Annotated in this window: 31 protein-coding genes, 2 tRNA genes and 2 pseudogenes; 16 read left to right on the top strand and 19 right to left on the bottom strand. The window is 51.7% G+C overall.

The window, feature by feature from the left end:
• Positions 1 to 4 precede the first annotated feature (4 nt).
• From fliM to rcsA, 7 genes and pseudogenes are all read left to right on the top strand, one after another.
• Entirely contained in the window at positions 5 to 1,009 is a 1,005-nt protein-coding gene (gene fliM / locus OGV85_RS16015) for a flagellar motor switch protein FliM (RefSeq protein WP_048218013.1), read from the top strand.
• A complete protein-coding gene (gene fliN / locus OGV85_RS16010; RefSeq protein ID WP_003030433.1) occupies positions 1,006 to 1,419 on the top strand; it encodes a flagellar motor switch protein FliN in 414 nt (137 codons plus the stop codon). Before fliM ends, fliN begins: the two co-directional genes overlap by 4 nt.
• The gene (gene fliO, locus OGV85_RS16005) at positions 1,419 to 1,796 is read left to right on the top strand and encodes a flagellar biosynthetic protein FliO (protein ID WP_086503965.1); all 378 of its coding nucleotides are present in this window, start codon (positions 1,419 to 1,421) and stop codon (positions 1,794 to 1,796) included. The genes fliN and fliO overlap by 1 nt, the downstream gene beginning before the upstream one ends.
• The gene (gene fliP / locus OGV85_RS16000) at positions 1,796 to 2,533 is read left to right on the top strand and encodes a flagellar type III secretion system pore protein FliP (RefSeq protein WP_003030427.1); all 738 of its coding nucleotides are present in this window, start codon (positions 1,796 to 1,798) and stop codon (positions 2,531 to 2,533) included. The genes fliO and fliP overlap by 1 nt, the downstream gene beginning before the upstream one ends.
• Positions 2,534 to 2,542: 9 nt before the next feature.
• A complete protein-coding gene (fliQ, locus tag OGV85_RS15995) occupies positions 2,543 to 2,812 on the top strand; it encodes a flagellar biosynthesis protein FliQ (protein ID WP_003030425.1) in 270 nt (89 codons plus the stop codon).
• 8 nt (positions 2,813 to 2,820) lie between these two features.
• A pseudogene (gene fliR, locus OGV85_RS15990) lies at positions 2,821 to 3,616 on the top strand (flagellar biosynthetic protein FliR).
• Positions 3,617 to 3,894: 278 nt separating this feature from the next.
• Positions 3,895 to 4,518 carry a transcriptional regulator RcsA gene (gene rcsA / locus OGV85_RS15985; RefSeq protein WP_003030421.1) on the top strand — a complete coding sequence of 208 codons (624 nt, stop codon included), beginning with the start codon at positions 3,895 to 3,897 and terminating at the stop codon, positions 4,516 to 4,518.
• Between the two features lie 54 nt (positions 4,519 to 4,572).
• On the opposite strand, the gene dsrB is transcribed toward rcsA, so the two are convergent.
• A complete protein-coding gene (dsrB, locus tag OGV85_RS15980; RefSeq protein WP_003030419.1) occupies positions 4,573 to 4,761 on the bottom strand; it encodes a protein DsrB in 189 nt (62 codons plus the stop codon).
• Between the two features lie 163 nt (positions 4,762 to 4,924).
• On the opposite strand from dsrB, the gene yodD reads away from it, so the two are divergent.
• Positions 4,925 to 5,152 carry a YodD family peroxide/acid resistance protein gene (yodD, locus tag OGV85_RS15975; RefSeq protein ID WP_003030417.1) on the top strand — a complete coding sequence of 76 codons (228 nt, stop codon included), beginning with the start codon at positions 4,925 to 4,927 and terminating at the stop codon, positions 5,150 to 5,152.
• Positions 5,153 to 5,358: 206 nt separating this feature from the next.
• Here yodD and OGV85_RS15970 read toward each other — a convergent pair whose 3' ends face one another.
• A complete protein-coding gene (locus OGV85_RS15970; protein ID WP_003030415.1) occupies positions 5,359 to 5,544 on the bottom strand; it encodes a YodC family protein in 186 nt (61 codons plus the stop codon).
• Between the two features lie 77 nt (positions 5,545 to 5,621).
• A complete protein-coding gene (locus tag OGV85_RS15965) occupies positions 5,622 to 6,536 on the bottom strand; it encodes a DUF808 domain-containing protein (RefSeq protein WP_181522814.1) in 915 nt (304 codons plus the stop codon).
• Between the two features lie 175 nt (positions 6,537 to 6,711).
• Here OGV85_RS15965 and yedA point away from each other — a divergent pair, with 175 nt between their 5' ends.
• Positions 6,712 to 7,632, top strand: a complete 921-nt coding sequence (gene yedA, locus OGV85_RS15960; RefSeq protein WP_003839069.1) for a drug/metabolite exporter YedA — start codon at positions 6,712 to 6,714, stop codon at positions 7,630 to 7,632.
• Here yedA and OGV85_RS15955 read toward each other — a convergent pair.
• The 3 genes from OGV85_RS15955 to OGV85_RS15945 all read right to left on the bottom strand — a co-directional run bounded on the left by OGV85_RS15955 (position 7,624) and on the right by OGV85_RS15945 (position 10,271).
• Positions 7,624 to 8,091 carry a very short patch repair endonuclease gene (locus tag OGV85_RS15955; protein WP_003030411.1) on the bottom strand — a complete coding sequence of 156 codons (468 nt, stop codon included), beginning with the start codon at positions 8,089 to 8,091 and terminating at the stop codon, positions 7,624 to 7,626. The two genes, yedA and OGV85_RS15955, sit on opposite strands and share 9 nt — an antisense overlap.
• Positions 8,072 to 9,502, bottom strand: a complete 1,431-nt coding sequence (locus tag OGV85_RS15950; protein WP_054528525.1) for a DNA cytosine methyltransferase — start codon at positions 9,500 to 9,502, stop codon at positions 8,072 to 8,074. Before OGV85_RS15950 ends, OGV85_RS15955 begins: the two co-directional genes overlap by 20 nt.
• Before the next feature lie 76 nt (positions 9,503 to 9,578).
• Positions 9,579 to 10,271, bottom strand: a complete 693-nt coding sequence (locus OGV85_RS15945) for a phosphohydrolase (protein ID WP_181522770.1) — start codon at positions 10,269 to 10,271, stop codon at positions 9,579 to 9,581.
• Positions 10,272 to 10,713: 442 nt separating this feature from the next.
• Between OGV85_RS15945 and ompC the strand changes: the two genes are divergently transcribed.
• Positions 10,714 to 11,901 (top strand): porin OmpC, encoded by a 1,188-nt coding sequence (ompC, locus tag OGV85_RS15940; RefSeq protein WP_003030408.1) that lies wholly within the window; start codon positions 10,714 to 10,716, stop codon positions 11,899 to 11,901.
• Positions 11,902 to 12,003: 102 nt separating this feature from the next.
• Here ompC and OGV85_RS15935 read toward each other — a convergent pair whose 3' ends face one another.
• The gene (locus OGV85_RS15935) at positions 12,004 to 12,336 is read right to left on the bottom strand and encodes an EmrE family multidrug efflux SMR transporter (protein ID WP_003839058.1); all 333 of its coding nucleotides are present in this window, start codon (positions 12,334 to 12,336) and stop codon (positions 12,004 to 12,006) included.
• A 296-nt stretch (positions 12,337 to 12,632) separates the two neighbouring features.
• On the opposite strand from OGV85_RS15935, the pseudogene OGV85_RS15930 reads away from it, so the two are divergent.
• A pseudogene (locus tag OGV85_RS15930) lies at positions 12,633 to 12,812 on the top strand (hypothetical protein); the annotation flags it as partial.
• A 27-nt stretch (positions 12,813 to 12,839) separates the two neighbouring features.
• Here OGV85_RS15930 and OGV85_RS15925 read toward each other — a convergent pair.
• A tRNA-Ser gene (locus tag OGV85_RS15925) sits at positions 12,840 to 12,929 on the bottom strand.
• 93 nt (positions 12,930 to 13,022) lie between these two features.
• Here OGV85_RS15925 and mtfA point away from each other — a divergent pair.
• The 5 genes from mtfA to OGV85_RS15900 all read left to right on the top strand — a co-directional run bounded on the left by mtfA (position 13,023) and on the right by OGV85_RS15900 (position 17,658).
• Positions 13,023 to 13,787: a DgsA anti-repressor MtfA gene (mtfA, locus tag OGV85_RS15920; protein WP_061548023.1), complete on the top strand. Its 765-nt coding sequence runs from the start codon at positions 13,023 to 13,025 to the stop codon at positions 13,785 to 13,787.
• Positions 13,788 to 13,919: 132 nt separating this feature from the next.
• Positions 13,920 to 13,995 (top strand) — tRNA-Asn (locus OGV85_RS15915).
• 259 nt (positions 13,996 to 14,254) lie between these two features.
• Positions 14,255 to 15,292 carry an extracellular solute-binding protein gene (locus OGV85_RS15910; RefSeq protein WP_003030303.1) on the top strand — a complete coding sequence of 346 codons (1,038 nt, stop codon included), beginning with the start codon at positions 14,255 to 14,257 and terminating at the stop codon, positions 15,290 to 15,292.
• Entirely contained in the window at positions 15,276 to 16,964 is a 1,689-nt protein-coding gene (locus OGV85_RS15905) for an ABC transporter permease (protein WP_003844223.1), read from the top strand. Before OGV85_RS15910 ends, OGV85_RS15905 begins: the two co-directional genes overlap by 17 nt.
• A 10-nt stretch (positions 16,965 to 16,974) precedes the next feature.
• Positions 16,975 to 17,658: an ABC transporter ATP-binding protein gene (locus OGV85_RS15900; protein ID WP_003030299.1), complete on the top strand. Its 684-nt coding sequence runs from the start codon at positions 16,975 to 16,977 to the stop codon at positions 17,656 to 17,658.
• A gap of 24 nt (positions 17,659 to 17,682) precedes the next feature.
• Here the strand turns inward: OGV85_RS15900 and ldtA are convergent, their stop codons facing one another.
• The 11 genes from ldtA to cbiK form a co-directional block, all read right to left on the bottom strand.
• Entirely contained in the window at positions 17,683 to 18,612 is a 930-nt protein-coding gene (gene ldtA / locus OGV85_RS15895) for a L,D-transpeptidase (protein ID WP_061548022.1), read from the bottom strand.
• Positions 18,613 to 18,739: 127 nt separating this feature from the next.
• A complete protein-coding gene (gene cobT, locus OGV85_RS15890; protein WP_061548021.1) occupies positions 18,740 to 19,804 on the bottom strand; it encodes a nicotinate-nucleotide--dimethylbenzimidazole phosphoribosyltransferase in 1,065 nt (354 codons plus the stop codon).
• Between the two features lie 24 nt (positions 19,805 to 19,828).
• Complete coding sequence (gene cobS / locus OGV85_RS15885; protein ID WP_061548020.1) at positions 19,829 to 20,572, bottom strand: adenosylcobinamide-GDP ribazoletransferase; 744 nt, start codon at positions 20,570 to 20,572, stop codon at positions 19,829 to 19,831.
• Positions 20,569 to 21,114, bottom strand: a complete 546-nt coding sequence (gene cobU, locus OGV85_RS15880) for a bifunctional adenosylcobinamide kinase/adenosylcobinamide-phosphate guanylyltransferase (RefSeq protein WP_003030294.1) — start codon at positions 21,112 to 21,114, stop codon at positions 20,569 to 20,571. The genes cobS and cobU overlap by 4 nt, the downstream gene beginning before the upstream one ends.
• Complete coding sequence (locus OGV85_RS15875) at positions 21,111 to 22,631, bottom strand: cobyric acid synthase (RefSeq protein ID WP_003030293.1); 1,521 nt, start codon at positions 22,629 to 22,631, stop codon at positions 21,111 to 21,113. The genes cobU and OGV85_RS15875 overlap by 4 nt, the downstream gene beginning before the upstream one ends.
• Positions 22,628 to 23,443, bottom strand: a complete 816-nt coding sequence (locus OGV85_RS15870) for an energy-coupling factor ABC transporter ATP-binding protein (protein WP_003839037.1) — start codon at positions 23,441 to 23,443, stop codon at positions 22,628 to 22,630. The genes OGV85_RS15875 and OGV85_RS15870 overlap by 4 nt, the downstream gene beginning before the upstream one ends.
• 8 nt (positions 23,444 to 23,451) lie before the next feature.
• Positions 23,452 to 24,129, bottom strand: coding sequence for an energy-coupling factor ABC transporter transmembrane protein (locus tag OGV85_RS15865; protein ID WP_061548019.1), 678 nt, complete (start codon positions 24,127 to 24,129; stop codon positions 23,452 to 23,454).
• On the bottom strand, positions 24,116 to 24,397 hold the full coding sequence (locus OGV85_RS15860) for an energy-coupling factor ABC transporter substrate-binding protein (protein WP_003030289.1): 282 nt from the start codon (positions 24,395 to 24,397) through the stop codon (positions 24,116 to 24,118). Before OGV85_RS15860 ends, OGV85_RS15865 begins: the two co-directional genes overlap by 14 nt.
• Positions 24,398 to 24,399: 2 nt before the next feature.
• Positions 24,400 to 25,137 carry a cobalt ECF transporter S component CbiM gene (gene cbiM / locus OGV85_RS15855; protein WP_003834098.1) on the bottom strand — a complete coding sequence of 246 codons (738 nt, stop codon included), beginning with the start codon at positions 25,135 to 25,137 and terminating at the stop codon, positions 24,400 to 24,402.
• Positions 25,134 to 25,847, bottom strand: a complete 714-nt coding sequence (locus OGV85_RS15850) for a cobalt-factor II C(20)-methyltransferase (protein WP_003030285.1) — start codon at positions 25,845 to 25,847, stop codon at positions 25,134 to 25,136. Before OGV85_RS15850 ends, cbiM begins: the two co-directional genes overlap by 4 nt.
• Positions 25,844 to 26,638, bottom strand: coding sequence for a sirohydrochlorin cobaltochelatase (gene cbiK / locus OGV85_RS15845; protein ID WP_003839033.1), 795 nt, complete (start codon positions 26,636 to 26,638; stop codon positions 25,844 to 25,846). Before cbiK ends, OGV85_RS15850 begins: the two co-directional genes overlap by 4 nt.
• Positions 26,639 to 26,640 lie beyond the last annotated feature (2 nt).

The raw sequence follows: 26,640 nt of genomic DNA, 5'->3' as shown, positions 1-26,640 counted from the left end.
AGACATGGGCGACAGTATTCTTTCTCAGGCAGAAATCGACGCATTGCTGAACGGCGATAGCGAAACCAAAGACGAACCCATTTCAGGTATCGCAAAAGAAAGCGATATTCGTCCTTATGATCCCAACACTCAGCGTCGCGTGGTACGTGAGCGTTTACAGGCGTTGGAGATCATTAACGAACGCTTTGCGCGCCAGTTCCGTATGGGGTTATTTAACCTGTTGCGCCGTAGCCCGGATATTACCGTGGGGGCGATCCGTATCCAGCCTTACCACGAATTTGCGCGCAACTTGCCGGTTCCGACTAACCTGAACCTAATCCACCTGAAGCCGCTGCGCGGTACGGGTCTGGTTGTGTTCTCACCAAGTCTGGTATTTATCGCCGTAGACAACCTGTTCGGTGGTGATGGTCGTTTCCCGACGAAAGTGGAAGGCCGCGAATTTACGCACACAGAACAGCGCGTTATCAACCGCATGCTGAAGCTGGCGCTGGAAGGCTACAGCGATGCGTGGAAGGCCATCAACCCGCTGGAAGTGGAATACGTCCGTTCCGAGATGCAGGTGAAATTTACCAATATCACCACCTCCCCGAACGACATTGTGGTGAACACCCCGTTCCACGTTGAAATTGGCAACCTGACCGGTGAATTTAACATCTGTCTGCCATTCAGCATGATTGAGCCGTTGCGTGAGCTGCTGGTGAATCCGCCGCTGGAAAACTCGCGTAATGAAGATCAGAACTGGCGCAATAATCTGGTGCGTCAGGTTCAGCATTCTGAGCTGGAGCTGGTGGCAAACTTTGCCGACATTCCGCTGCGGCTATCCCAGATTTTAAAACTGAAACCCGGCGATGTACTGCCGATTGAAAAACCCGACCGCATTATTGCTCATGTGGACGGCGTGCCTGTGCTGACCAGCCAGTATGGCACCGTAAACGGTCAGTATGCGTTACGCGTAGAACATCTGATAAACCCGATTTTGAATTCGCTGAATGAGGAACAGCCCAAATGAGTGATATGAATAATCCGTCCGATGAGAACACTGGCGCATTGGACGATCTGTGGGCTGACGCGTTAAACGAGCAAAAAACCACGCCCACCAAAAGTGCGGCCGATGCGGTATTCCAGCAGTTAGGTGGCGGCGACGTCAGCGGTGCTTTGCAGGACATCGACCTGATCATGGACATTCCGGTCAAACTGACCGTCGAACTGGGCCGTACCCGCATGACCATCAAAGAGCTGCTGCGCCTGACGCAGGGGTCGGTTGTCGCACTGGATGGCCTGGCAGGCGAACCGCTGGATATCCTGATCAACGGTTATCTGATTGCCCAAGGCGAAGTCGTCGTGGTCGCGGATAAATACGGTGTGCGTATCACTGACATTATCACCCCGTCTGAACGTATGCGCCGTCTGAGCCGTTAATCATGAATACCCAGGCTACCGTTTCTCAACCCGCCGCCGTTCCCGGCTCACCGCTGGTGCAGGTAAGCGGCGCGCTGCTCGGGATCATCGTCTTGATCCTGGCGGTGGCCTGGGTCATTAAACGTCTGGGGTTTGCCCCCAAAAGTGCCGGTACACGCGGGTTGAAAGTCACGGCCAGCACCTCATTGGGTCCACGTGAGCGCGTGGTGATTGTCGAGGTCGAAGATGCCCGTCTGGTACTGGGTGTCACAGCCTCGCAGATTAACGTCCTGCACACCCTGCCCCCGGCACCTGCCGATGCAGAAGAAAAAACGGCCTCCCCTGCGGATTTCCAGGCCATGATGAAGAGTTTGCTTAAGCGTTCTGGGAGATCCTGATGCGCCGTTTGTTATCCCTCACGCTGGCAGGCTTGTGGCTTTTCAGTCCCGTTGCCCTCGCCCAACTCCCGGGTCTGGTTAGTCAGCCGTTGCCGGGCGGCGGACAAAGCTGGTCTTTGCCCGTGCAGACACTGGTGTTCATCACCTCGCTGACGTTCCTGCCTGCAATTTTGCTGATGATGACCAGCTTCACCCGCATCATCATTGTTTTCGGTCTCCTGCGAAATGCGCTGGGTACCCCCTCTGCACCACCTAATCAGGTGCTACTGGGCCTGGCGCTCTTTTTGACCTTTTTCATCATGTCGCCGGTGATCGATAAAATCTACGTCGACGCATATCAACCGTTCAGCGAAGAGAAGATCTCCATGCAGGAAGCTATGGAGAAAGGCGCCCAGCCGCTGCGTGAGTTTATGTTGCGCCAGACCCGTGAAGCCGATCTGGCACTCTTCGCGCGCTTAGCAAACAGCGGTCCATTACAGGGACCAGAAGCCGTGCCGATGCGAATTTTGCTACCCGCTTATGTCACCAGTGAGTTGAAAACAGCATTCCAGATAGGTTTTACCATTTTTATTCCGTTTCTGATTATCGACCTGGTGATTGCCAGCGTACTGATGGCGCTCGGGATGATGATGGTACCACCAGCCACAATCGCGTTGCCGTTTAAGCTGATGCTGTTTGTGTTGGTAGACGGTTGGCAGCTACTTGTCGGCTCGCTGGCACAAAGCTTTTACAGTTAGAGGCGCGAAATGACTCCTGAATCGGTCATGATGATGGGCACAGAGGCGATGAAAGTCGCCCTGGCCCTTGCTGCGCCTTTGCTGTTGGTCGCTCTCGTCACAGGTCTTATCATCAGTATTCTGCAGGCGGCGACCCAGATTAACGAAATGACGCTGTCCTTCATTCCCAAAATTGTCGCGGTGTTTATTGCCATCATTGTTGCTGGCCCGTGGATGCTTAACCTGCTGCTCGACTACGTGCGTACGCTGTTCAGCAATATCCCCTATATCATCGGGTAGACAACGTTATGTTACAGGTGACCAGCGTTGAGTGGCTCCACTGGCTGAATTTATACTTCTGGCCTTTGCTGCGCATACTGGCGCTCATCTCAACGGCCCCCATCCTCAGTGAACGAGCCATCCCCAAACGAGTAAAGCTGGGGCTGGGGTTGATGATTACCGTCGTTATCGCCCCGTCGATTCCCGCCGTTGACGTCCCCATATTTTCTGTTGGCGCGCTATGGCAGGCAATGCAACAAATCCTGATCGGTATCGCTTTAGGCTTCACCATGCAGTTTGCGTTTGCCGCAGTACGTACCGCCGGGGAATTAATTGGCCTGCAAATGGGCCTTTCCTTCGCGACGTTCTTCGATCCCGGTAGCCGTCTGAATATGCCGGTTCTGGCACGACTGATCGACATGCTCGCCATGCTGCTGTTCCTGACCTTTAACGGCCATTTATGGCTGATTTCGCTGCTGGTAGATACTTTTCATACTCTGCCCATCGGCGGCAATCCGGTGAACAGCAATGCGTTTCTCGCGCTGGCACGGGCGGGTAGCCTGATTTTCCTCAATGGGCTAATGCTGGCCCTGCCGGTAATGACGCTGCTACTCACGCTGAACCTCGCACTTGGTTTGTTAAATCGCATGGCGCCACAGCTGTCGGTTTTCGTCATCGGCTTTCCTCTCACTCTGACCGTAGGTATTTCACTGATGGCGGCGCTAATGCCATTAATTGCGCCATTCTGCGAACGATTATTCAGTGAAATTTTTAATTTACTGGCCGATATCGTCAGCGAAATGCCTGGAAAATAATAACCCTTAATTTTTATCCTGTTTTACTAAGGATTGTCCTAATTTTAAAAAGTGACAACATCCACCAGGATATCTCTGTCGCGGCTTATTTGTTTTTGCCTCACTCACATAACGCAACATTCACTTTACTTTAAGATGTTTCCTGGCAAATTATACGCAACTTTACGGGATAGTAAATTCGCCTGAAAAACAGCGAAAGTGTCATCTTGGGTCGTTATTATTCCGTTTAGTTGTGATGAAATAATCAGGTAAGGGGAATTATCGTTACGCATTGAGTGAGGGTATGCCATGTCAACGATTATTATGGATTTATGCAGTTACACCCGACTAGGGTTAACCGGGTATCTGGTAAGTCGGGGAGTGAAAAAAAGGGAAATCAACAACATTTCCAACGTTGATGAACTCAGTCTCGCCTGTGTCTCTCAACAACCCGCTGTGGTGTTTATTAATGAGGACTGCTTTATCCACGATCCTGCTAATAGCCAGCAAATAAAGCAAATCATTAATCAGCATCCCAGCACATTATTTATTGTCTTTATGGCAATTGCCAATGTGCATTTTGATGAATATCTACTCGTCAGAAAAAATTTATTGATTAGTTCTAAATCGATTAAGCCTGACTCACTGGATAAACTACTTGGCGATATTCTGAAAAAAGAAGTAGATATTGCTATTGATGTGAATCTGCCGACATTATCATTAAGTCGAACCGAATCCAGCATGTTGCGTATGTGGATGGAGGGTCAGGGAACAATACAGATATCAGATCAAATGAATATCAAAGCCAAGACGGTGTCATCCCATAAGGGGAATATAAAACGAAAGATTAAGACGCATAATAAGCAAGTTATCTATCACGTTGTGAGACTTACGGACAACGTCACCAATGGTATCTTTGTGAATATGCGCTAAGACGTTCTGACTGGTGGCGACTCCACCAGTCAGAATCAAATAGCGGAACTCATCTCACTCCACTTTTTCCACAAAGATACCATCCTGATGACCTGATTCATTAAAGAACCAGATACCGAGCGGGTAGTCTTCCAGCGAAACCAGGTACATGGTGCCTTCACTAAACTCTTCGATTGCCAGTACCACGCCCGGTCGACGAGGACCGCCGTCCGTTTTGACTGTGACCCGATCATTCACCTTCATAGTTTTCCTCCTGTGGCTTTGTGCCAGTGTAGAACAAATTCCTTTTTCTGGCAGCGCTGTGCACGCGCGATTGCGGGTTTTATCGACGGTCTATACTTAAGTTGTGCGTATCTGATGTTTGGGTACGCTCCCCCGGTATCCTTAACGGTTGAGAGGTATGAGGATGAAAACCGCGAAAGAGTACAGCGATACGGCCAAACGTGAAGTCAGCGTCGATGTCGACGCGCTGCTAAAGGCAATCAACGAAATCTGCGAGAGTGAAATTCATCGCAGCCAGGATGACCCGGAGCGCGTTAGCGTCGACGGCCGAGATTACCATACATGGCATGAACTGGCCGACGCGTTCGAGCTTGATATCCATGACTTTAGCGTATCGGAGATCAATCGCTGACTGAGGGCGAAAAAAATCCCGGCCCTTATCGGGTCGGGATCAAGCTTGCTTATGCAAGAAGCACTTGTAAATTCGTTACACCAGAAAATCTGATGTGAACCAAACCTTATCTGCAATTTTTTTGCCTGACAAGTAAATAATTCTCACCAAAATGATAAATATAACTAATGGTTGAGAGATCACCAGGTTACGGTCGAGTCAAATGTTCAGGCATCCTGACAGAGCTGTCTTCGCTCGCCCGGCACCACCAGTTCATCTTCACGGAATGCTTCCCGTTTAACGCCAAAGCCGTCGTACCAGCGACACTCCACCATTCCGCTGGCATACCCGGTAACGATCATACGTGGGCCACCCTCTTTGGAGGTGACTTCCTCACTGACAGAAAAGACCATACCTGCCTCCTGTATCAAGAGAAACCTTTACACCTTAGATGACAAAGAGGCGTTTTGCATAATCAGTCCTGTAACAATTAGTGCGAAACTCCGCGCAGTCTGGCGACAGTTTTCACCAGCAGAACGACAATCCCACCGATGATAAAGCCGAGCACCAGGTTAAGCAGGGTCGGAAGCATTAGCGAAATCAATGTACTTTGCTGTTGAGCAAAATGTTCAATCGCATGATGCAGCGGTGATATTCCGTGTACCACAATACCGCCCCCCACCAAAAACATCGCCAATGTACCGACCACAGAAAGTGTTTTCATCAGCCAGGGGGCAACCACCAGCAACCCTTTCCCCAGCGACTGGGCAAGTTGGCTACGTTTTTCTGCCAGCCAGTACCCGATGTCGTCAAGCTTAACGATAATCCCGACCAGGCCATACACGCCCACGGTCACCACTAACGCGATACCCGATAACACCAACACCTGATTCAGCAAAGGTGCATCCGCTACAATACCCAGCGTAATCGCAACAATCTCGGCAGACAAAATGAAGTCAGTACGTATTGCCCCTTTGATTTTATCTTTCTCAAAGGTGAGTGGATCCTGTGCGGCCAGAGCAGCCAGACGCTGCTGACGCTCTTCCGGGCTTTCTTTGTGCTTACGCGCCTCCAGGGTATGCAGAACCTTTTCTACCCCTTCAAAACAGAGAAACGCCCCACCTACCATTAATAAGGGGGTGATCGCCCAGGGAATAAATGCGCTTATCAATAGCGCCAACGGTACAAGGATAACTTTGTTTACAAACGACCCCTTCGCCACGCTCCAGACCACCGGGAGTTCACGGTTCGCCCGCACGCCCGATACCTGCTGCGCATTAAGCGACAGATCATCTCCCAGCACGCCCGCGGTTTTTTTCGCGGCCAATTTTCCCATCACTGATATATCATCCAGCAGCGTGGCGATATCATCGAGTAAGGTTAGTAAGCTACTTCCTGCCAAAATTTTGACCCTCAATATTATTTTTTTGCAGTCATAAGTATGAAGTAAAACACGCCATGCTGAAACTGACCTTTCTGGTCAACAAGTTTTTAACATCGACACGTAATTATAAATCTCGCCAGTAAGATAGTTTTGACGTTTACTATGTTGCACCTTTTTATTTCTACCGTGAGGGATTATGCGTTTCAGGCAATTGTTACCGCTTTTCAGTGCGCTATTCGCGCTGTACATCATTTGGGGTTCCACGTACTTCGTTATTCGCATTGGTGTTGAAAGCTGGCCGCCGTTAATGATGGCAGCCGTACGTTTTCTCTCTGCGGGAATTTTATTAACAAGTTTTTTACTTATTCGCGGGCATAAGCTCCCCCCCTTACGCTTAATCCTGAACGCCGCGTTAATTGGTATCCTGCTGCTGGCTGTGGGTAATGGACTGGTCACCGTCGCAGAACATCAAAATGTCCCTTCCGGTATTGCCGCCGTGGTGGTCGCCACCGTCCCGCTATTTACGCTGTGTTTTAGCCACTTTTTTGGCATCAAAACGCGCAAACTGGAATGGTTGGGAATAGCGATTGGGCTCGCAGGGATCATCATGCTGAACAGCGGAGGCAATTTAAGTGGCAATCCGTGGGGCGCTATTTTAATCCTGATCGGTTCGATAAGCTGGGCGTTTGGCTCGGTGTACGGTTCACGCATTACGCTGCCCGTTGGCATGATGGCCGGAGCCATTGAAATGTTAGCAGCCGGTATTGTGCTGATGTGCGCATCGTTACTCTCCGGGGAAAAACTGACCACCATGCCAACATTTTCCGGCTTTATGGCGGTGGCTTACCTGGCCCTGTTTGGCTCCATTATTGCCATTAATGCGTATATGTTCTTGATCCGCAATGTCAGCCCGGCGCTAGCCACCAGCTACGCCTACGTCAATCCGGTTGTTGCGGTGCTGTTAGGTACCGGTCTGGGGGGAGAAAGACTGGCCCCTATCGAATGGCTGGCGCTCGGCGTGATCGTGTTTGCTGTGGTGCTGGTAACGTTGGGGAAATACCTGTTCCCTGTTAAAGCGGATGCCGTCGCGAGTTCGTCGGAAAAAACATTACAGTAAATGAATACCGAGAGTGTCGATCTGCGCGGTGTCGCCACCGCCGCAGATCCACTCGATGACACGTTCAGATAACGCTTCATCATCCAGCTTTTCGCGACCACGCAGGGCGCACTCCCAGACAATCAGTACGCGCCAGCCAAGAGCCTGCAATTTTTCACAATCCCGCGCATCGCGTTGGACATTTTTGCCTATTTTTTCCAGCCAGAATTCCGTTCGTGTCGCGGGGACTTTAAACAAATAGCAATTGTGGTGGTGCCAGAAACAACCGTGAGTAAAAATCACACAATGATAATCATCCACCACAAAATCGGGGCGACCGGGTAACGTCGCATCCTGCACGCGAAACGTTACCCCCTGCTCTGTCAGCACGCTGGCAAGGCGTTTTTCAATCGCGGTATCGCGGGTGGCTATCGCCCGCATATTTTTACTGCGTGTTGCTTTATCGTGAACGTCTGCCATGCAGGTTCTCTTTCTCGCGAATAGCAACTGCCTGCCTGATTTTTGGCTCCAGCAGCCTGGCCACCGCCGCAAATGCCGGAACGACCACCGAATTACCAAACTGGCGATAAGCCTGAGTATCTGACACGGGGATCCTGAACTGATAGCCTTGCGGAGATTCAAACCCCATCAGGCGCGCGCACTCTCTGGGCGTAAGTCTGCGTGGGCGGTGTCGCTGATTCTGCGGATCGTCAAAATCTTTTTCACCCAGCGCCATATCCCAGCCACGGTCAATCAGGATCTCCGCCCCATCCTTATAATAACGCGCAGATAATGTGCGCGTTACGCTATCAGGGTTACCGGGATACACCATGCCATAGCCAAATCCATTTCCCCGCGCCTGATGCTTTTTCGCATAGCGATAGAGGTATTTCCACAGCACCGGCGTCAGCACATATTTCGCATCGACGGTCGGCTCAAGCAGTTCCGCCAGGGTAGTACGCCGCTGCGGATAACGCGTGACAATATCCCGCAGCGTGAAGTCTGATTTCAAATTCAGATCGCGTCGGAAACCGACAAGCACGATACGTTCGCGATGTTGAGGCAAAAAATGTTGCCCATCGATAATTTTCGGATCATCCGGACCGTTATCCGCCGCATCTGCCACGTCATAACCCAGCTCGTCCAGCGTCTGCATAATGATGCGAAACGTTTTGCCCTGATCGTGACTCTTCAGGTTTTTGACGTTTTCGAGCACAAATATTGCTGGTCGACGAGCGTCGATAATGCGCACCACGTCAAAAAAGAGTGTGCCTTGTGTATCGCAGGCAAAACCGTGGGCCCGCCCTAACGCATTTTTCTTTGACACTCCGGCCAGGGAGAAGGGCTGACAAGGAAATCCCGCCAGCAGTACATCATGTTCTGGAATGTGCTGGCGAATATGTTCTGCCGCCTGCTGGTCGCTCACCCCATCCTGATGGCTCAGCGTGACATCACGAATATCTTCATTAAAGTGATGCTGGAAGGGATCGCAATAGTTGTTCGCTTTGTAGGTGCGCACCGCATGCTTGTTCCACTCGCTGGTAAACACGCACTGCCCACCAATTGCCTCAAAGCCGCGACGAATCCCGCCAATGCCGGCAAACAGATCGATAAATCGAAAGGCATAATGCGGATGATGCGCAGGTGGCGTCGGCAGCAAGGAATTCAGATAAGTAAACTCATTGTCGCTGAGGCGATGCCATGTTTCGTTCGCCACCACTCGCTTAAAGATGGCCGGACTCCAGCGGTTCTCGCCAACACCGTTCAGATAAGCAACCAGGGTTTTCACGTCATATATTTCAAGCAACTTAGCCAAAATCACCTGCGCGGCGGCCTTGTTATCATCTGTCATCGGGTTCATGGAGCCTGCTACTGAAAAATTATCCTGCATACATTTAACCGGCCGAAATGGATAACCGACAGATTAACATAAAATAGTGCGATTGACGTTGCGGCTGCACTGGCGACTAACGTGCTTTAAAGGGTTGAATCGCGTCAAGATCCAGCATTTCATACTCTCCTTTTAACTCCGCACTCAGCTTCGCCATATACGTCAGTAAGAAGTCAGCATTATGCTGCGCTAAATGTCGTCCTTGTTCAGTTTGCATCGTCGACGGCAACGTCAATAACTTGGTCTGGAAGTGATCGAGCGCGTACTGTTTGTCGTCAAGGCTACGCTTTCGGGCAAACGGATCTTCCGCATCAAACAGCGCAACCCCCAACGCCCCTGAAACGGCAAATACGCGCGCTAAACCAATTGCACCCAGCGCCTCAAGCCGATCTGCATCCTGCACGATTTTCGCTTCAAGGGTTTCTGGCGCGATTTTGGCGCTAAAACTATGCGCCTCAATGGCATGACACACTGCCGATAACCGCTGTTGTGGAAAATCCGGAAAATCGCGCATCAAAACGCGACGTGTTTCCTGGGCTGCCAGTACCGACGAACAATGACGCTCAGGATGGTTCTTTGGCAGGCTGACGAGATCATGGAAGTAGCACGCGGTCAGCACCACCAGCCAGTCTACAGTTGCATCTGTACTCAGCTTTTGCGCCGTCATCCACACACGACGAAAGTGAAAGATGTCATGCGCAGCATCTTGTCCGGAATGGTTATCAGCTAACCAAGCTTCAAATTGCGACTGCCAGTCGTGCAGTTTCATGCTATCTCCCTTTGTAGAAAGAAAATCACCTTAGCAACAATTTTCATTGCAAACCACTGCCTGCCCCATTACATAATTAATTTTTATTATCACACCGAAAATAAAACCCACATGAATTTATAAAAACCATAATCTCAATATCAACAACCATATTATATGAATAATAAAGACAAATACTTCCCACAAATAAAATTCAAGTTGCAAATAAATAACTAGACACACATAACGCATTGATTAAAAAATGATTTTCGTGGCAAATAACAATGTAATATACATACATTTATAGTTATAAAAACACATTCAAGAAATATTTAGAAATATTTTAAATATATTTGTTACATGTTATATTTTAAATTAAATGAACTTCATAGATAGTATCCAAATGTAGTTGCTTGGATAGTACTACATATTCATTTTAATTATCATGCAAAGGGAATACATAATGAAAAGAAAAGTATTGGCACTGCTTCTCCCTGCTTTATTAGCTGCAGGCGCAGCAAATGCGGCTGAAATCTATAATAAAAACGGCAATAAACTGGATCTGTACGGAAAAGTCGATGGTCTGCGTTATTTCTCTGATAACCCTGGCGACGATGGCGATCAGACCTATGCCCGTCTGGGTTTTAAGGGCGAAACACAGATCAACGACATGCTGACCGGTTATGGTCAGTGGGAATACAACATTAAGGCCAACGGTACCGAAGGTGACAAAGGCGATTCCTGGACTCGTCTGGCCTTTGCCGGTTTAGGTTTTGGTCAAAACGGTACTTTCGACTACGGTCGTAACTACGGCGTCGTGTACGACGTTGAAGCCTGGACCGATATGCTACCAGAATTCGGTGGTGATACCTACACTCAGACCGACGTTTACATGCTGGGCCGTACCAACGGCGTTGCTACCTATCGTAATAAAGGCTTCTTTGGTCAGGTTGATGGCCTGAACTTTGCCCTGCAATATCAGGGTAATAATGAAGGCGAAGGCACCTGGAGCGGCCAGGAAGGTTCCGGTAATAGCGAAGGTCGTAAACTGGCGAAAGAAAACGGCGACGGTTTCGGTATGTCCACCTCCTATGACTTCGACTTCGGTTTAAGCCTCGGTGCGGCGTATTCCAGTTCTGATCGTACTGATGACCAGGTTGCTCGCGGTTACCAGGATGGTATGAACAAGCGCAACAACTACGCTGGCGGCGAAACAGCTGAAGCCTGGACTGTTGGCGCGAAGTATGACGCTAATAACGTTTACCTGGCAGCCATGTATGCAGAAACCCGCAATATGACCTATTACGGCGGCGGCAACGGTGAAGGTAATGGTGGCATTGCTAACCAAACCCAGAACTTTGAAATTGTAGCTCAGTACCAGTTCGATTTCGGTCTGCGCCCATCCATCGCTTACCTGCAGTCTAAAGGCAAGGATTTAGGGGGTCAGGAAGTGAGCCATGGTAACTGGCGTTACGTCGACAAAGATCTGGTCAAATATGTTGATGTGGGTATGACTTACTACTTCAACAAAAACATGTCCACCTACGTTGATTATAAAATCAACCTGCTGGACGAAGACGACAGCTTCTATGAAAGCAATGGTATCGCAACTGACGACATCGTTGCCGTTGGTTTAGTCTACCAGTTCTAATTACGACAAAAATACGCAAGCCCGCTTCATACCAAGCGGGCTTTTTCACCGCACAGGGATAAGCTCTGCTAACAGCGCCAGATATCCGACACTCTTTTAGAATTAATGCGGGGAAGATTTTGAAAAAATATTGATAACCAGAACCCCAGCGCAAATCAGGAACATGCCTGCGATCGCCGGGAAATCCAGCTTTTGCCCACTTACCAACCAGCCCAAAAGGCTGATTAATACGATTCCAGCACCTGACCAAATTGCGTATGCAATACCCGTTGGAATCGTCGACAGCGTCTGAGCGAGAAGATAAAAAGCAGTGCAGTAGCACACAATGGTTGCGACAGATGGCCATAGACGTGTAAATCCGTCAGAGAACTTCATCAGGGTTGTACCTATTACTTCAGCTACAATGGCCCCGGCAAGGAAAATGTATGAATTCAAAATCTGGCCCCATGTGACAATCTAAGATAATTATCGTATCACAAAGGGTTAAGTGAGTTTATCCAAAACAAGTCGTGGGCATAACCCCAACAAATATTGCAATCTTGTCACCGTCTTGTGCGTCCGCTTATCGCCCAAAGATAACTGTCAGATTTATTCTCGAGGCTTGTTGCTAATTTCTCTGACGGCCTGGTTTCTGGGGCTATCTTCTTCTAGCATAAAAGCCAAAATAACTTTAGCTACCCTGCCCCTGGTTTAACTTTGAGCCGCAGGAAAAAAACTTGATAGAAACGAGAAAGGACAAACAACTATTCTCAGATCACAAAACTGAACGCCAGGTTGCGGTTTATGACAGAAAAGTGAAAATTTCCCCCACACTGGATCTTCCAGTATTGGGCAAATCAGAACATGATGATGGCGAGCTTTATACTAAGCGAATATATCAACACTATACCAAGTGTGACATGAGTCGTTGAAAGGAATTGAGCTAAGTGTTTGAATAGTGGCGGAGAGAGGGGGATTTGAACCCCCGGTAGAGTTGCCCCTACTCCGGTTTTCGAGACCGGTCCATTCAGCCGCTCTGGCATCTCTCCGTTTTGGCGGTTGCCATGATGCCAGGTAATTTGGCATTTTAACAGACCCCGTTCCGTCAATTTCGTTCAAGTGACGAGTTTGCGAGCAAAACGATGATTAAGTGGCCCTGGAAAGAGCAAGAAACAACCCGGAGTGACGACTGGCCGTGGGACGACGCCCAGGCTATTCCTCTTCTGGTGAATCTCACCGAGCAAGAACAAGCCAGACTTATCGCCCTGGCCGAGCGCTTTTTACAGCAAAAAAGATTGGTAGCGCTTCAGGGGTTTGAACTTGACCCGCTGAAAAGTGCGCGCATTGCGCTGCTTTTCTGTTTGCCTGTCCTGGAATTAGGGGTCGAGTGGCTCGACGGGTTTCATGAAGTTCTCATCTACCCTGCCCCGTTTGTCGTGGACGATGAATGGGAAGACGATATTGGGCTGGTGCATAATCAACGGGTTGTACAGTCCGGGCAGAGCTGGCAGCAAGGTCCGATAATCCTTAACTGGCTCGACATTCAGGATTCTTTTGATGCCTCCGGCTTTAATCTAATCATCCATGAAGTGGCACATAAGCTTGATATGCGTAATGGCGACCGCGCCAGCGGTATTCCGGCGATCCCTCTGCGAGATATTGCCGGTTGGGAGCACGACCTGTATGCCGCAATGAATAATATTCAGGATGAAATTGATCTGGTCGGTGAAACCGCGTGCAGTATAGATGCTTACGCAGCAACCGACCCGGCCGAATGCTTTGCCGTTCTATCGGAGTATTTCTTCAGTGCTCCTGAATTATTTGCGCCACGTTTTCCGGCCTTATGGCAGCGTTTTATTCAGTTTTACCGCCAGAACCCCATGGAGCGGTTACGCGATACCCGCTAAGATGGTCATTATCGCTCAGCAAATGTGCATTAACGCTGAATTTGAAGATTAATTAAGCAATTGAAATGACGCGCTAATTTTACTGTTGACACCTCATGGTGAGGTCAGTAATATGCGCCTCGTTCACACGATTCCTCTGTAGTTCAGTCGGTAGAACGGCGGACTGTTAATCCGTATGTCACTGGTTCGAGTCCAGTCAGAGGAGCCATATTTAAGAAGCCTGCTTAGGAAACTAAGCAGGTTTTTTGCTTTTTCGGTCGCTATAAAATCCCCTCTGATAAGCACCCTGCCTGCTCTGCACCCCGTTACATGCCGCATCACAACGTTGATTAAAGTTATGTAAATGTAAATCGTTTAAACTTTGCAATTATTGTAAGTGCTAGTGATTATCATTTATTGTACGCGAGCCAAAGGAACGAGCCCTCGCTCGGTTCACTGTACGTTCCAATTACTCTGGGATATAAACGATGAATTCTCTGCCTCGCGCCGGACTGCGCCGTATCACACTTGCCTCTTCCCTGGTCTTCTCAGTTAGCCTACCGGCTTTCGCTCAGGAAACGTTAACGCTCTATACAACCCGCGAACCGGGTCTGATCCAGCCTTTACTTGATAGCTGGACCAAAACCAGCGGCATCAAAGTCAGTACGGTCTATATCAAGGACGGTATGCTTGAGCGCGTTAAAGCTGAAGGTAAAAATTCACCTGCCGACCTGCTGATGACCGTCGATGCCGGTAATCTCATTGATTTAGTGGAAGCGGGTGTAACTCAGCCAGTAGAGTCAGAAGCACTGAAAACCGCTATTCCAGCTAATCTGCGCGGTGCAGATAATCAGTGGTTTGCGCTGTCGATGCGTGCCCGCGTGCTGTATGCCGAGAAGTCACTGCCAATCGATAACTGGCATTACGAACAACTCGCCAGCCCTGAGTACAAAGGTAAAGTCTGTATTCGTTCCGGACAGCACCCGTATAACACGGCGCTGATCGCCGCAATGATTGCTCATCACGGCGAAGCAAAGACCGAAGAATGGCTGCGCGGTGTGAAAGCTAACCTGGCGCGTAAAGCTACCGGTGGCGATCGCGATGTTGCTCGCGATATCCTCGGCGGTATTTGCGATATTGGTCTCGCCAACTCCTATTACGTCGGCCATATGAAAAATGCCAAAGAAGGCAGCGATGCGCGTCAATGGGGCGATGCGATTAAAGTCGTTAAACCTACCTTTGAAAATGGCGGTACACACGTCAACATCAGTGGTGCAGCTGTAGCCCGCTATGCGCCAAATAAAGCCGATGCCGTTAAGCTGATGGAATATCTGGTTTCCGCACCTGCCCAGCAGCAATATGCGAAAGCGAACTTCGAATACCCGGTACTGAAAGGCGTGACGCTTGACCCGGTTATCAACGCAACTATTGGCGAAATCGACGTCGATAAAACACCATTAACCGAAATCGTTAAATATCGTAAACAAGCTAGTCTGCTGGTAGATAAAGTTGGATTCGATCAATAAACCTCTGCAGTTTCCGACGTTACGCGGCCTGGTTTCCGGGCCGCAGTCATTATTAACGCCGCTACATCTTGGCGCACTGTGCGTAGCGCTTGGCGTTTTGACACCGATCATTGCGCTGATTTGGCAGGCTACCCAGGCCGATTTATCTCACTGGGATAATCTCCTGACGTATGTACTACCTGCCGCACTAAAAAATACCGTGCTGTTATTAGCCGGTGTCGCGGTGATGGTCGGCGTGATTGGCGTAGGCAGCGCATGGGCGGTAACGGCATGGGATTTCCCTGGACGTAAAATACTTAGCTGGGCGTTACTGTTGCCGCTGGCGATGCCGACCTACATTGTGGCCTTTGCGTGGCTCGATCTGCTGCATCCGATTGGCCCCCTGCAAACCTTTATCCGTTTTTTACTGGGTTTTGACAGCCCAAGACAGTTCCGTCTGCCAGATTTACGCTCACTTTCCGGCGCAATCATCCTACTCGGATTAGTGCTTTACCCATACGTGTATCTGACAACCCGCGCCATGTTTATTAGCCAACCGGCCCATTTACTGGAAGCCGCACGCACGCTGGGATGCAGCGCAACCGGAACCTTCTTTCGTGTTGCATTGCCCATGGCCCGTCCGGCACTGGCCGTTGGGATCAGCCTGGCACTGCTGGAAACGCTCAACGATATCGGCGCATCGGAGTTTCTCGGGGTACAGACGTTAACCGTTACCGTGTACACCACATGGATCTCGCGTTCTGATTTATCTGCCGCGGCACAAATTGCCTGCATGATGCTGATGTTTATATTCCTTATTCTGACGCTGGAATTTTATGGTCGCAGAAAACAAGGATTCAGCAGTCGCAGCCTGCGGGAAATTCAACCTACGCGCGTGCAGGGCTGGCGTGGCTGGCTGCTCGGTGGCGTTATTTCACTGCCTGTCCTGCTGGGTTTTCTGGCTCCGGTTCTGTTTTTAATGTGGGAAAGCGCCAAACGCATAGGTGATGAGAATCCGCTTTCCTCTTCGTTACTGTCAGCATTACAAAATACGCTATCGCTGGCGGCGGGAACCACGCTGGTGGTGGTTTGCGTCAGTATGTTAGTGGCCTGGAGTGCGCGTCATAGCGCCGCCGACAACGCCATGCCAGGATTTCGTCGCGGCGTGATGCGTCTGGCTTCTTTAGGCTATGCGGTCCCCGGCACAATTCTGGCAATTGGTTTTTTGACACCCGCCATGGCGGTCGACCGCTGGCTGGCCGATTTACTGGATGTTCGTGGTCTGCCGCTGATGTCCGCCGGGATCCTGCTGGTAATTTGTTGTGCCATGCGATTCCAGGCGATTGCCATTGGCGCACTGGATTCTGGTCTGGGCCGTATCCCCCCCTCGCTGGAACAGGCGTCTCGTCTGTTGGGTGAGAATGGTGCGGGGACGTTTGCACGGGTCCATTTTCCCCTGCTGCGTCCAGCGTTAGTCAGCAGTGCCCTGCTGGTTTTTGCCGATGCCATGAAAGAACTGCCAACAACGTTGCTTTTGCGCCCGGTCAATTTCGAAACGCTGGCAACATTGTTGTATGCGGAAGCCGCCCGTGGAACCTATGAAGAAGGTGCTATCGCCGCGCTAATGATTGTTTTAGCTGGCACGCTACCGGTTATTTTGTTGGTGCGTCACCAAATGACTCGCCGTGGTTAAGAGAGCAACAATGTCAGAAATTGCATTACGACTCCAGGATGTACACGTTACTTATGGCAACAGCCAGCAATCGGTACTGAGCGGATTTTCAATGTCGGTACATAAAGGTGAAATCGCCTGTCTGCTGGGCGCTTCAGGCTGCGGGAAAACCACGGTGCTACGCGCAGTTGCCGGATTTGAACGCCTGCAAAACGGAGAGATCTATGTGTCACAGCGCCGTGTTGCCGGTCCCGGCATTCATCTGCCACCGGAAAAACGTCATGTCGGCATGGTCTTCCAGGAATATGCGTTATTCCCCCATCTGACCGCGCAGCAAAATGTGGCCTTTGGATTGCGTCGCATGCCGCGTGAGGAACAACAGGCCAGAGTGACTGAGCTGCTGAAAATGGTGGAGTTACACAGCCATGCCAACCGCTATCCGCATGAGCTTTCAGGCGGGCAACAACAGCGTATCGCCCTTGCGCGCGCGTTGGCGCCACATCCGGAAATCCTGTTGCTCGATGAACCCTTCTCCAGCCTGGATAAGCGCACACGTGAACGTCTTGGCAACGAGGTACGGGATATTTTGCGCGCCGCCGGGCAAACGGCGCTGTTGGTTACCCACAGCGAACACGAAGCTCAACTAATGGCAGACCATATTGGCGTGGTAAAAATGGGGCAGTATCAAATAAAAAAAGCGACCCATCCGACCTGAAGGTCACGAGGGTCGCCCTGAAAATTAATAATGTTTCTGTACCAGGCTGATGTTCACCGGCATACCGGAACGTCTTTCCAGTGCCTGGCTTCCGCGGCTCACATCCACGTCATTCCCACTGATAAAGGTGCGCAGAGCGGGAGTGACGGGCAAGGGAACCTTTCTGTCAGACTCGTATTCCGAACGGTTTCGTGACAGCGGCTCATGTACTTCCACCCAGCGACTACCGTCCGGCTCTTCGCTGTATTTCACCGGTCGGTCAATTAATTGTACACGCGTCCCTACAGGCACCGTATCAAACAGGTACTTGATGTCGTCATTCCGCAAACGGATGCACCCCTGGCTTACACGCAGACCAATACCGAAATTGGCATTTGTCCCGTGAATGGCATAAAGCCTGCCGATATAAATTGCATACAGGCCCATCGGATTTTCTGGCCCGGCAGGAACAAATGCTGGCAAGCTTTCCCCGCGAGCGGCGTATTCGCGTCGGGTATTTGGCGTCGGTGTCCAGCTTGGCGCTTCCTGCTTACGCTCTACCGCCGTCACCCAGTTGCGCGGCGTTTCTCTACCCGCCTGACCAATGCCAATGGGTAAAACCTCAACCGTATTGCTGCCAGCAGGATAATAGTAAAGCCGCATCTCGGCGACGTTGATGACAATCCCCTCGCGTACGGTATCCGGTAATATCAGTTGCTGCGGCACAGCCAGCGTTGAACCCGATTTAGGCAGAAAAACATCGACGCCCGGATTGGCTTCAAGCATATTGCTCAACCCCTGCCCGTACTGAGCGGCAAATGCCTCCAGCGGCTTGGTATTACCTGGTGGAACCGTAACAGTCAAAGGGCTACCCACCAGGCGACTGCCCTCTGGCGGCAGTGGATAACTCACCGCCTGCGCGCCCTGACTCGCAAGCAGCATAATGAGTGAACAAAGCAGTTTTACACGACGCATCTTTTTCCTTTCCTTCGTCGCAGCAGATATCCGTTAATTATAGCTTTTATTATCTGTTTTAGTGGGTTACGACATATTTGCGCATAAAAAAACCTCGCCAACAGGCGAGGTTCAGGTTGAGCGGTAACTACGCTTCCTTACCATCCGGAAGCACGATGTTACTGGCGGCTAACTGCCCCATATTGTTGTACATCGCACAAGCAGCCTCAATAATTGGCATCGCCAACGCGGCCCCACTGCCTTCGCCCAAACGCATCCCCATATTCAGATACGGATCCAATTCAAGATGCGCCAACGCGGTACGGGCGCCCTTCTCAGCGGAGAAATGTGACGGGATTAGGTAGGGTTTAATTTGTGGTGCAATCTGGCAGGCCGCCAGCGCAGCGGAATAAGAAAGAAAACCATCCAGCACGACCGGCAGGCCGCAGGAGGCCGCCCCCAACATAACCCCTGCCATGCCGACAAGATCGAACCCACCAACTTTAGCCAGCACATCGACACCGTCATGGCGATCCGGCTGATTGACGGCAATTGCCCGACGCACAACGTCTACCTTATTCCCCACCCGAGAAAGAGGAAGGTTAGCGCCAATACCCACGACTTCCTTAGCATCACTGCCGGTAAGCACGCTAACAATGGCCGCCGCAGGTGTAGTATTTGCCATACCAAGCTCACCGACACCAAACAGAGTTACGCCGTCTTTGGCCAGTTCATGGGTATAGCGAATGACTTCCAGCAACAGCTCCTCGGCCTGTGAACGGCTCATTGCCGGGCCTTCGGCTATATTGCCGCAACCGCGTGCCACACGCATATTCACCACGCCGGGAATAGGTTCAGCATCAATCCCCACATCTATCACATGGACCTTCGCCCCCGCCTGAGCGGCGAGGACGCAGACGCCGGTCGTTCCACGCGTCATATTGGCAGCCTGTATAGCCGTGACAACTTTAGGTGAAACGGCAACCCCTTCATCCCACACGCCGTGATCGGCGCACATCACCAGCATCGCTTTGCCATTCACATGCGGCACACCCTTCAAGCCTGGCATCCCGGCCAATTGCACGGCGAGAGATTCGAGTCGCCCCAAACTTCCCGGCGGCTTAAGCAAGCCGTCGATATGCTGCTGCGCGCGCAGCATCGCGGCACTGTCAGGTAATGGGATCGCGCGGAGTAAAGAGGTTAAAGTCTGCATAAGGGTTCCAGTATGTGGGCTGACTCAGAGCAGAGCCAGCAAGAAAATCAACTCGCCAAGTTCAATGGCAGCGCCCAGCGTATCGCCGGTTTGCCCACCCAACGTGCGTTTTAATAACTGCCCAAGAATAAAAATCGCCACCATTGTGACAACCAGCGCTGCCACGCCGCGCATGCCGGGAAGCAGCACGGCGGCAAGGATCGCCGCCAATCCCAACGTAACGCAGGTTTGACGCCCGGTGACTTTACCAATAAAAACGTTGCCCAGCCCTTCTTCGCGGGCATAGCGATGCCGATACATCAGCAACACCGCCGTTCCTCGCCCGGCGACACATGCCGCCGCCAGCGCAGCCAGCATCGGCGTGCCACGCAAAGCCAGTTCGCTCACCACCAGCACCTTCGCCAGTAAAACGAAAATTAACGCCAGTCCACCATGGGTTCCCAGGCGACTGTCGCGCATGATTTCCAGCATCCGCTCGCGTCGGCGCGCCGAAAAAATGCCGTCACAGGTATCCGCCAGACCATCCAGATGAAATCCCCCGGTCAATAACGCCAGCGTCAGCACCGCAAAAAGGGCAGCCAACGGTATACCGCACCAGGTCTGGAGCGCCATGAAGACCAGCCCCGTCACCCCTCCCAACACGACGCCAATCAGGGGGAACATCACAATACCGCGGGAATAATGCTCGAAATCCAGTCCTTGCGACCAGCGAGCAGGAACGGGCAAGCGACTGATAAAAGAGAGCATTGCCCAGAACAACTTACTCATTTAATTTTGACTCCAATTCCTGATACCACCAGCCAGACCTCATCAGCCGCCGCCGCCAGTCGCTGGTTCACGCGTCCTGCAATATCACGAAAATGCCGCGCCAGACGGTTCTCCGGCACAATCCCCATTCCCACTTCGTTAGTGACCAACACGATCTTTGCCGGGCAGCGCTGACAGGCTGCAATCAGCGAACGGATTTCACCTTCGATAGACTGCTCCATCGCCGCGTAATCCCAGCTATCCGGATCGCTGTCACCGCCCAGAGCAAACAGCAGGTTGGTCACCATCGTAGTGATGCATTCAAGCAGAATGGCTTCCTGAGGATCGTTCGCTGCCGTGATCAGTTCATCAAGATGTTGCCAACGTTCGGCTGTACGCCAGTGCGCAGGACGTCCATCGCGATGATGCTGAATTCGCGCAGCCATCTCCTCATCAAAAATCTGCGAAGTCGCAATATACAAAACGTTTGGGGAATCAGCGATCAGCGCTTCCGCATGCCGACTCTTACCGCTTCGCGCGCCGCCAGTAACCAGAATCATCATACTGGCTCCCGGTGTTGCTGCATGATGGTATAAATTTTCTCAATATCGATGTGTTGCCGCATCGCATCCGCCAGCAGATCAAACTGCTGCGATTTATATTGCGCGTAATGGAAGGTGGAATCCAGCGGAGCTAACCCTTTACGTTCTCGCAGGCCATTGACCAACGCACGGGTGAAATCATCGCTGTCGAAAAGACCGTGAAGATAGGTGCCGAACGCCAGACCATCCGCAGTGACCGCGCCGTCAACAACGTTGCCGCCGTCTTTGTGCAACGTCATCACCGACTGACATTCATCGGTTAATGCTGTTTCACCCATATGAATTTCATAACCGCGAACGGATAACCCCGCTGTGCCCGCCAGCCAGTCAGGCAGCGATGAGGACATTTGCCCCTTAACCAGGGTCGTGGTTTTGTGCTGAGCAAAATGGGTGACGGTATTGAGCAAGCCCAGCCCCGGCAGCGTACCGAGTCCTGACTCCACTTCATCAATGATGGTATCGCCGAGCATTTGATAACCGCCGCAAATCCCCACCACCGGTACGTTATTACGATGCAATTGCACGACGCCATGCGCCATCCCGCTTTCACGCAGCCACACCAGATCGCCAAGGGTATTTTTGCTGCCGGGCAAAATCACCAGATCGGCCCCCGCCAGCTCTTCAGGCTGGCGAACATAGCGCACACGCACATCCGGCTGCGCAGCAAGCGCATTGAAATCCGTAAAGTTAGAAATGTGCGGTATTTGCACAACGGCGATGTCGATGTCGCGTTTATCAGTGCGCAAATACTTGCCCTTTTGCAGCGCAACGCCATCTTCATCTTCCAGATCAACATCCAGCCATGGCATCACGCCCAGCACCGGAACACCGGTCAGCGCTTCAATTTGCTCGATACCGGAGTGCAGCAGCGTCACATCACCGCGAAACTTATTGATGATCACCCCTTTTACGCGTGCGCGTTCGTGATCGTGCAACAGCGCCAGCGTGCCGTAAATGGAGGCGAATACCCCACCACGATCGATATCCGCCACCAAAACGACAGGGCACTGCGCCATTTCTGCCATGCCCATATTGACGATATCGCGATCGCGCAGGTTAATCTCTGCCGGGCTCCCCGCACCTTCCAGCACCAGCACATCGAACTCCTGCGCCAGGCTGTTATAAACTGACAGGATCTGTTCCCGCAGACGTGGTTTGTACTCGTGGTAACTCACCGCGTCCATATCAGTCGCTACTTTGCCCATCAGCACTACCTGCGCTTTGCGATCGCTGGTCGGTTTAAGCAGAACCGGGTTCATACGCACATCTGGCGTAATACCTGCGGCTTCAGCCTGAAAAATTTGCGCGCGGCCCATTTCTTTTCCCTCTGGCGTAATGCCAGAGTTCAGCGCCATGTTCTGCGATTTGAACGGTGCGGTATGCAGTCCATCCTGATAAAAAATACGACACAGCCCGGCGACCAATACGCTTTTACCCACATCAGATGCCGTTCCCTGCAACATTATTGCCTGCGTCATGACGCCTCCTTCAGTGCGTTCTCTCGCATACAGCTAAAAAATTCAGCCTCTGTTTTACACAGCGGGAAGCCCAACTCGGTATGCAGCTTCACCAGCCAGGGCTGAGTTAATCCCGCTTGTTCAATAAGATCCGTACGGGCGAAAACGTCGCCTGGCGTGCCGTGCGTGAGTACTTCGCCCCGGCGTAAAACGTACACCGCATCGCTGACTTCATAGATAAGATCGATATCATGGCTTGAAATTACGACATGGTTTCCTTGCGCTACGATGCGTTTGATAATCTCAATCATCTGCGTGCGGCCTGACGGGTCGAGGCCCGCAGTAGGTTCATCCAGCAGCAGATACTGCGCCTGCAACACCAACGCCCCGGCTATCGCTACGCGTTTTTTTTGCCCATGGCTTAAACACTGAATGGGCTGATGGCGAAAATGCTGGGCGTCGACCAGCGTAAGCGCATCTTCCACGCGTCGGGCGATTTCAGCCTCATCCACCCCGAGATTGCGCAGGCTAAAGGCGATATCGCTGTCGATATCGGTATAAAAGATTTGCTGATCGGGGTCCTGAAATACCGTTGCCACCTGTTGACGCAGCGCCAGCAGGCCGCGTTTGCTGTAATCCAGCGGTTTGCCCTGCCACATCACCGCGCCTTGCTGTGGGCGCAATAAGCCACTCAGGTTCATAAACAGCGTGGATTTCCCGCAACCATTAGCGCCTACCAACCCGGTGACGGCATGCGTAGAAAAATCCAGCGTTAGCCCTTTGAGGATCGGGTCATCCTGATAGCGAAACCAAAGCGCTGAGGTGGCAAGCATACTTTTCCTTACAGGTGAAAATCACCCTGATAAAGTTTGATATCCAGTGTGGTGGTCATTTGCTGGTAGCGGATCAACACGCGGGTGAACAGCAATCCCACCAGCATTGCCAGAGAGCGGTAGCCCAACGGCAAGCTACGATAACCAAAACGCAGCGTTTGTGCGCGGTGAATAGCCAGCGCCTCGTCTAAGAGAATAAAAATAAACCGCCAGGTCAGCAGGATCTGCTCAGTTAACAGGCGAGGAACGTGCGCGCGTTTGAGTAGGATAATTAATTGCGGAAACGGCAGATTCAGTACCAGCCAGAAGGTTGCCGCCAGCGCTGCAAGGCTGCGCCAGAACGTTTCATTCGCTGTCACCAGACCTGGTGCGCTGATTCCCAACCAGTAACTTCCCACAGGTATGCAGGCCAACAGCGTCTGTGGATCGCGGCTGATGCTAAACAGGATGGTCACTACGCCAACCGCCAGAAAACCAAACGGTAATGCCATCCAACGGCACCAGCGCCAGAATGAAATACGCAGCAGCCAGCAGCTCAGCGCGGCAATCAATAACAGCTCAATACCCTGCCCCAACGGGGGCAGAGTAAACGCCAGAATCATCATCACCAGCCAGAGCAGAAATTTCCGCACTGGCGAGACATGAACCCAACGGCTTTGATAGCTAAGCCTGTCAAGCCCGGTCATCACGGCGTTGCCTGCCCTTGGTATAACCCAGGATATAGAAAATCACGGCTGCGCCCAGCGATCCCTGAAGTGTAAACAGCAGACTTTCAATTTCACCGCTTGCCGGTTCATACAGCGGCTGGAACCAGGGTTCATAATGCGGGGCAATAGCCTGAATCTGACTCTCAGCCTCACCATCTGAACCGCCGTACTCTCCACCGTGGTTGATAAAGAACGGCAGGATCACCAGCGCCACTACCATGCCCAATATAATCAGCGTCTTTTTCATCGTTAATGTCCTTGTGCGGTTATTAACTGGCGTTTGGTTAGCTGATCGTAAATCAGCACGGTGAGTAACCCTTCCGCAATCGCGATTGGGATCTGCGTCAAACAGAAAATCCCCATGAACTTAATGATTGAACCGGTAGCGCCAGCAGAGGGATCCGGGAACGCGACGCCCAGCTGTACCGACGTCACGAAATAGGTGACGAGATCCGCCAGCATCGCGCACAAGAAGACGCAAACATCACGACGCAGCCCTGCACGGCAGGCCATTTTCCACACCATGTAACCCACTACCGGGCCAATTACCGCCATCGACATGCCGTTCGCGCCGAGTGTCGTCAAACCACCGTGCGCCAGCAGCAGTGCCTGGAACAGCAGAACGATCGCCCCGAGGATGGCCACTACGCCAGGTCCAAACAGGATAACCGCCAGGCCTACGCCGGTAGGGTGTGAACAACTTCCGGTAACGGAAGGAATTTTCAGCGCCGACAGCACAAAAATAAAGGCGCCGCACAGTGCCAGCAAAACTTTCTGGTGGTTATCTTCCTGCACGATTTGGCGCAGGCGCACCAGCCCGTACCACAGGCAGGGTAAAAACAGCAGCCACCATGCCAGCGCCCACATCGGCGGCAGGAAACCTTCCATAATGTGCATGGCGAACGCTTGCTCAGGAACAATCATCAGTAATAGCGCCGCAGCCAACCCGCTGAAAGACAGCTGTTTTAGCTGTTGTTCAAGCTTCATTGTGCATACTCCCACTGTTTATTGACCAGAATGGTCGAGAAATAAGGCAGCGGCTGATCGTCGCTCACCTCATCGAGATGACGCCAGCACTGTTCACCTGGCAGCGTGGCTTCAGACATCATTAATGCGCAGTCCAACAAACCCTCTTGTTGCAGCAGTGCTTTGATACGCGCAAAACGACCGTACACTTTCATCAACACCAGACTGTCATGCTGCTTTAACGCCTGCTGAATTTCAGCTTCCGGCGCGGTACAGGAGACCACTGCCAGCGATTGTTGCTCCATAGCGAGCGGGGTTTTCGAACGCGCGGCAATCGCAGCGAAAGAAGTCACGCCCGGGACGATTTCTAACCAGTCAGGCGAGCCAATGCGCTGCAGTAAAAAGACCCAGGTACTGAACAGCATGGCGTCGCCGAGCGTAATAAAGCCTACTTTTTTTCCAGCTTCGACTTCCTGAACCAGCGCGGTTGCAACCTCATCCCAGACGGCCTCTTTTTCCGCGCTGTCGGCACTCATGGGAAAATGGCAGCAGCGGACCTCGGTCTGCTCGCCGATATACTCCCGTACAATCGACAGCGCCAGGCTATCGCCGCCTTTACGCCCGGCAGGCGCATAGAGAATATCCAGCATGCCCAGCGTACGTGCAGCACGTACGGTGATCAGATCGGAAGCGCCAGGTCCGGTGCTTAATGCGTACAGTTTCCCGCTCATGCTGCTTCCTCCAGCGCCACATTAAGCGCCTGCTGTAAATGTGCCACGAACATGGCGCGAACCGCCGGATTCTCACCCAGTCCACTGAGCCATGGCGTAGCCGTTATCCCGGCCGCATTGAACAATGTTTTCCACGAATCATCTTCGTCAGAGGCCATATCATTGATGGCATGGTCACCAGCAACTAACATCAGCGGCATCAGATGCACCGCCGTCACCCCTTCCTGGGATAAACTTTCAATCAGCACATCCACTTCCGGATAGCTTTCCACCGCCCCAACCCGCGCCGGAAAGCGCTGCGCCGTCATCATATGGTCGAGACAGGCATAGGCGGCAAAGGCATGATGGCTGGCGCCGTGTCCCATAAACACCACTTTTTCATTTTCTCTAAGCGTCGGCATTTGCTGTTGCAGCGCCAGCATCAGCTGGGCGTAATCTTCATGGCTGCTCAGTAGCGGTACACCCAGCGTCAGGCGTGAAAACAGCGGACGCATACTTTGCACTTCGCGGACAATTTTTTCGTATTCGTCGCCATTGATAATGTGCAGCGACTGAATAGCCACATCCTGATACCCCTGCTCCGCCAGTTTTTGCAGCGCCTGCAGCGGTGTGTCGATTTCAATGCCGTCACGCTGCTTGAGCTTGCGGATAATCATCCCGGAGGTAAACGCCCGGAACAGGTCGCGGTCAGGGCAACTGGCTGCAAGATCGCGCTCACAGGCCACAATATTTTTCTCACAGGTGTCGTGATAGCTGGTGCCAAAGCTGACCACCAGAAGCGCCTTTTTCATCT

The organism is Citrobacter sp. Cf132, assembly GCF_030333885.1.
Classification (GTDB): domain Bacteria; phylum Pseudomonadota; class Gammaproteobacteria; order Enterobacterales; family Enterobacteriaceae; genus Citrobacter; species Citrobacter freundii.
Note: the sequence above shows the minus strand (reverse complement) of the source record. Positions and strands in the feature narration are given on the sequence as shown.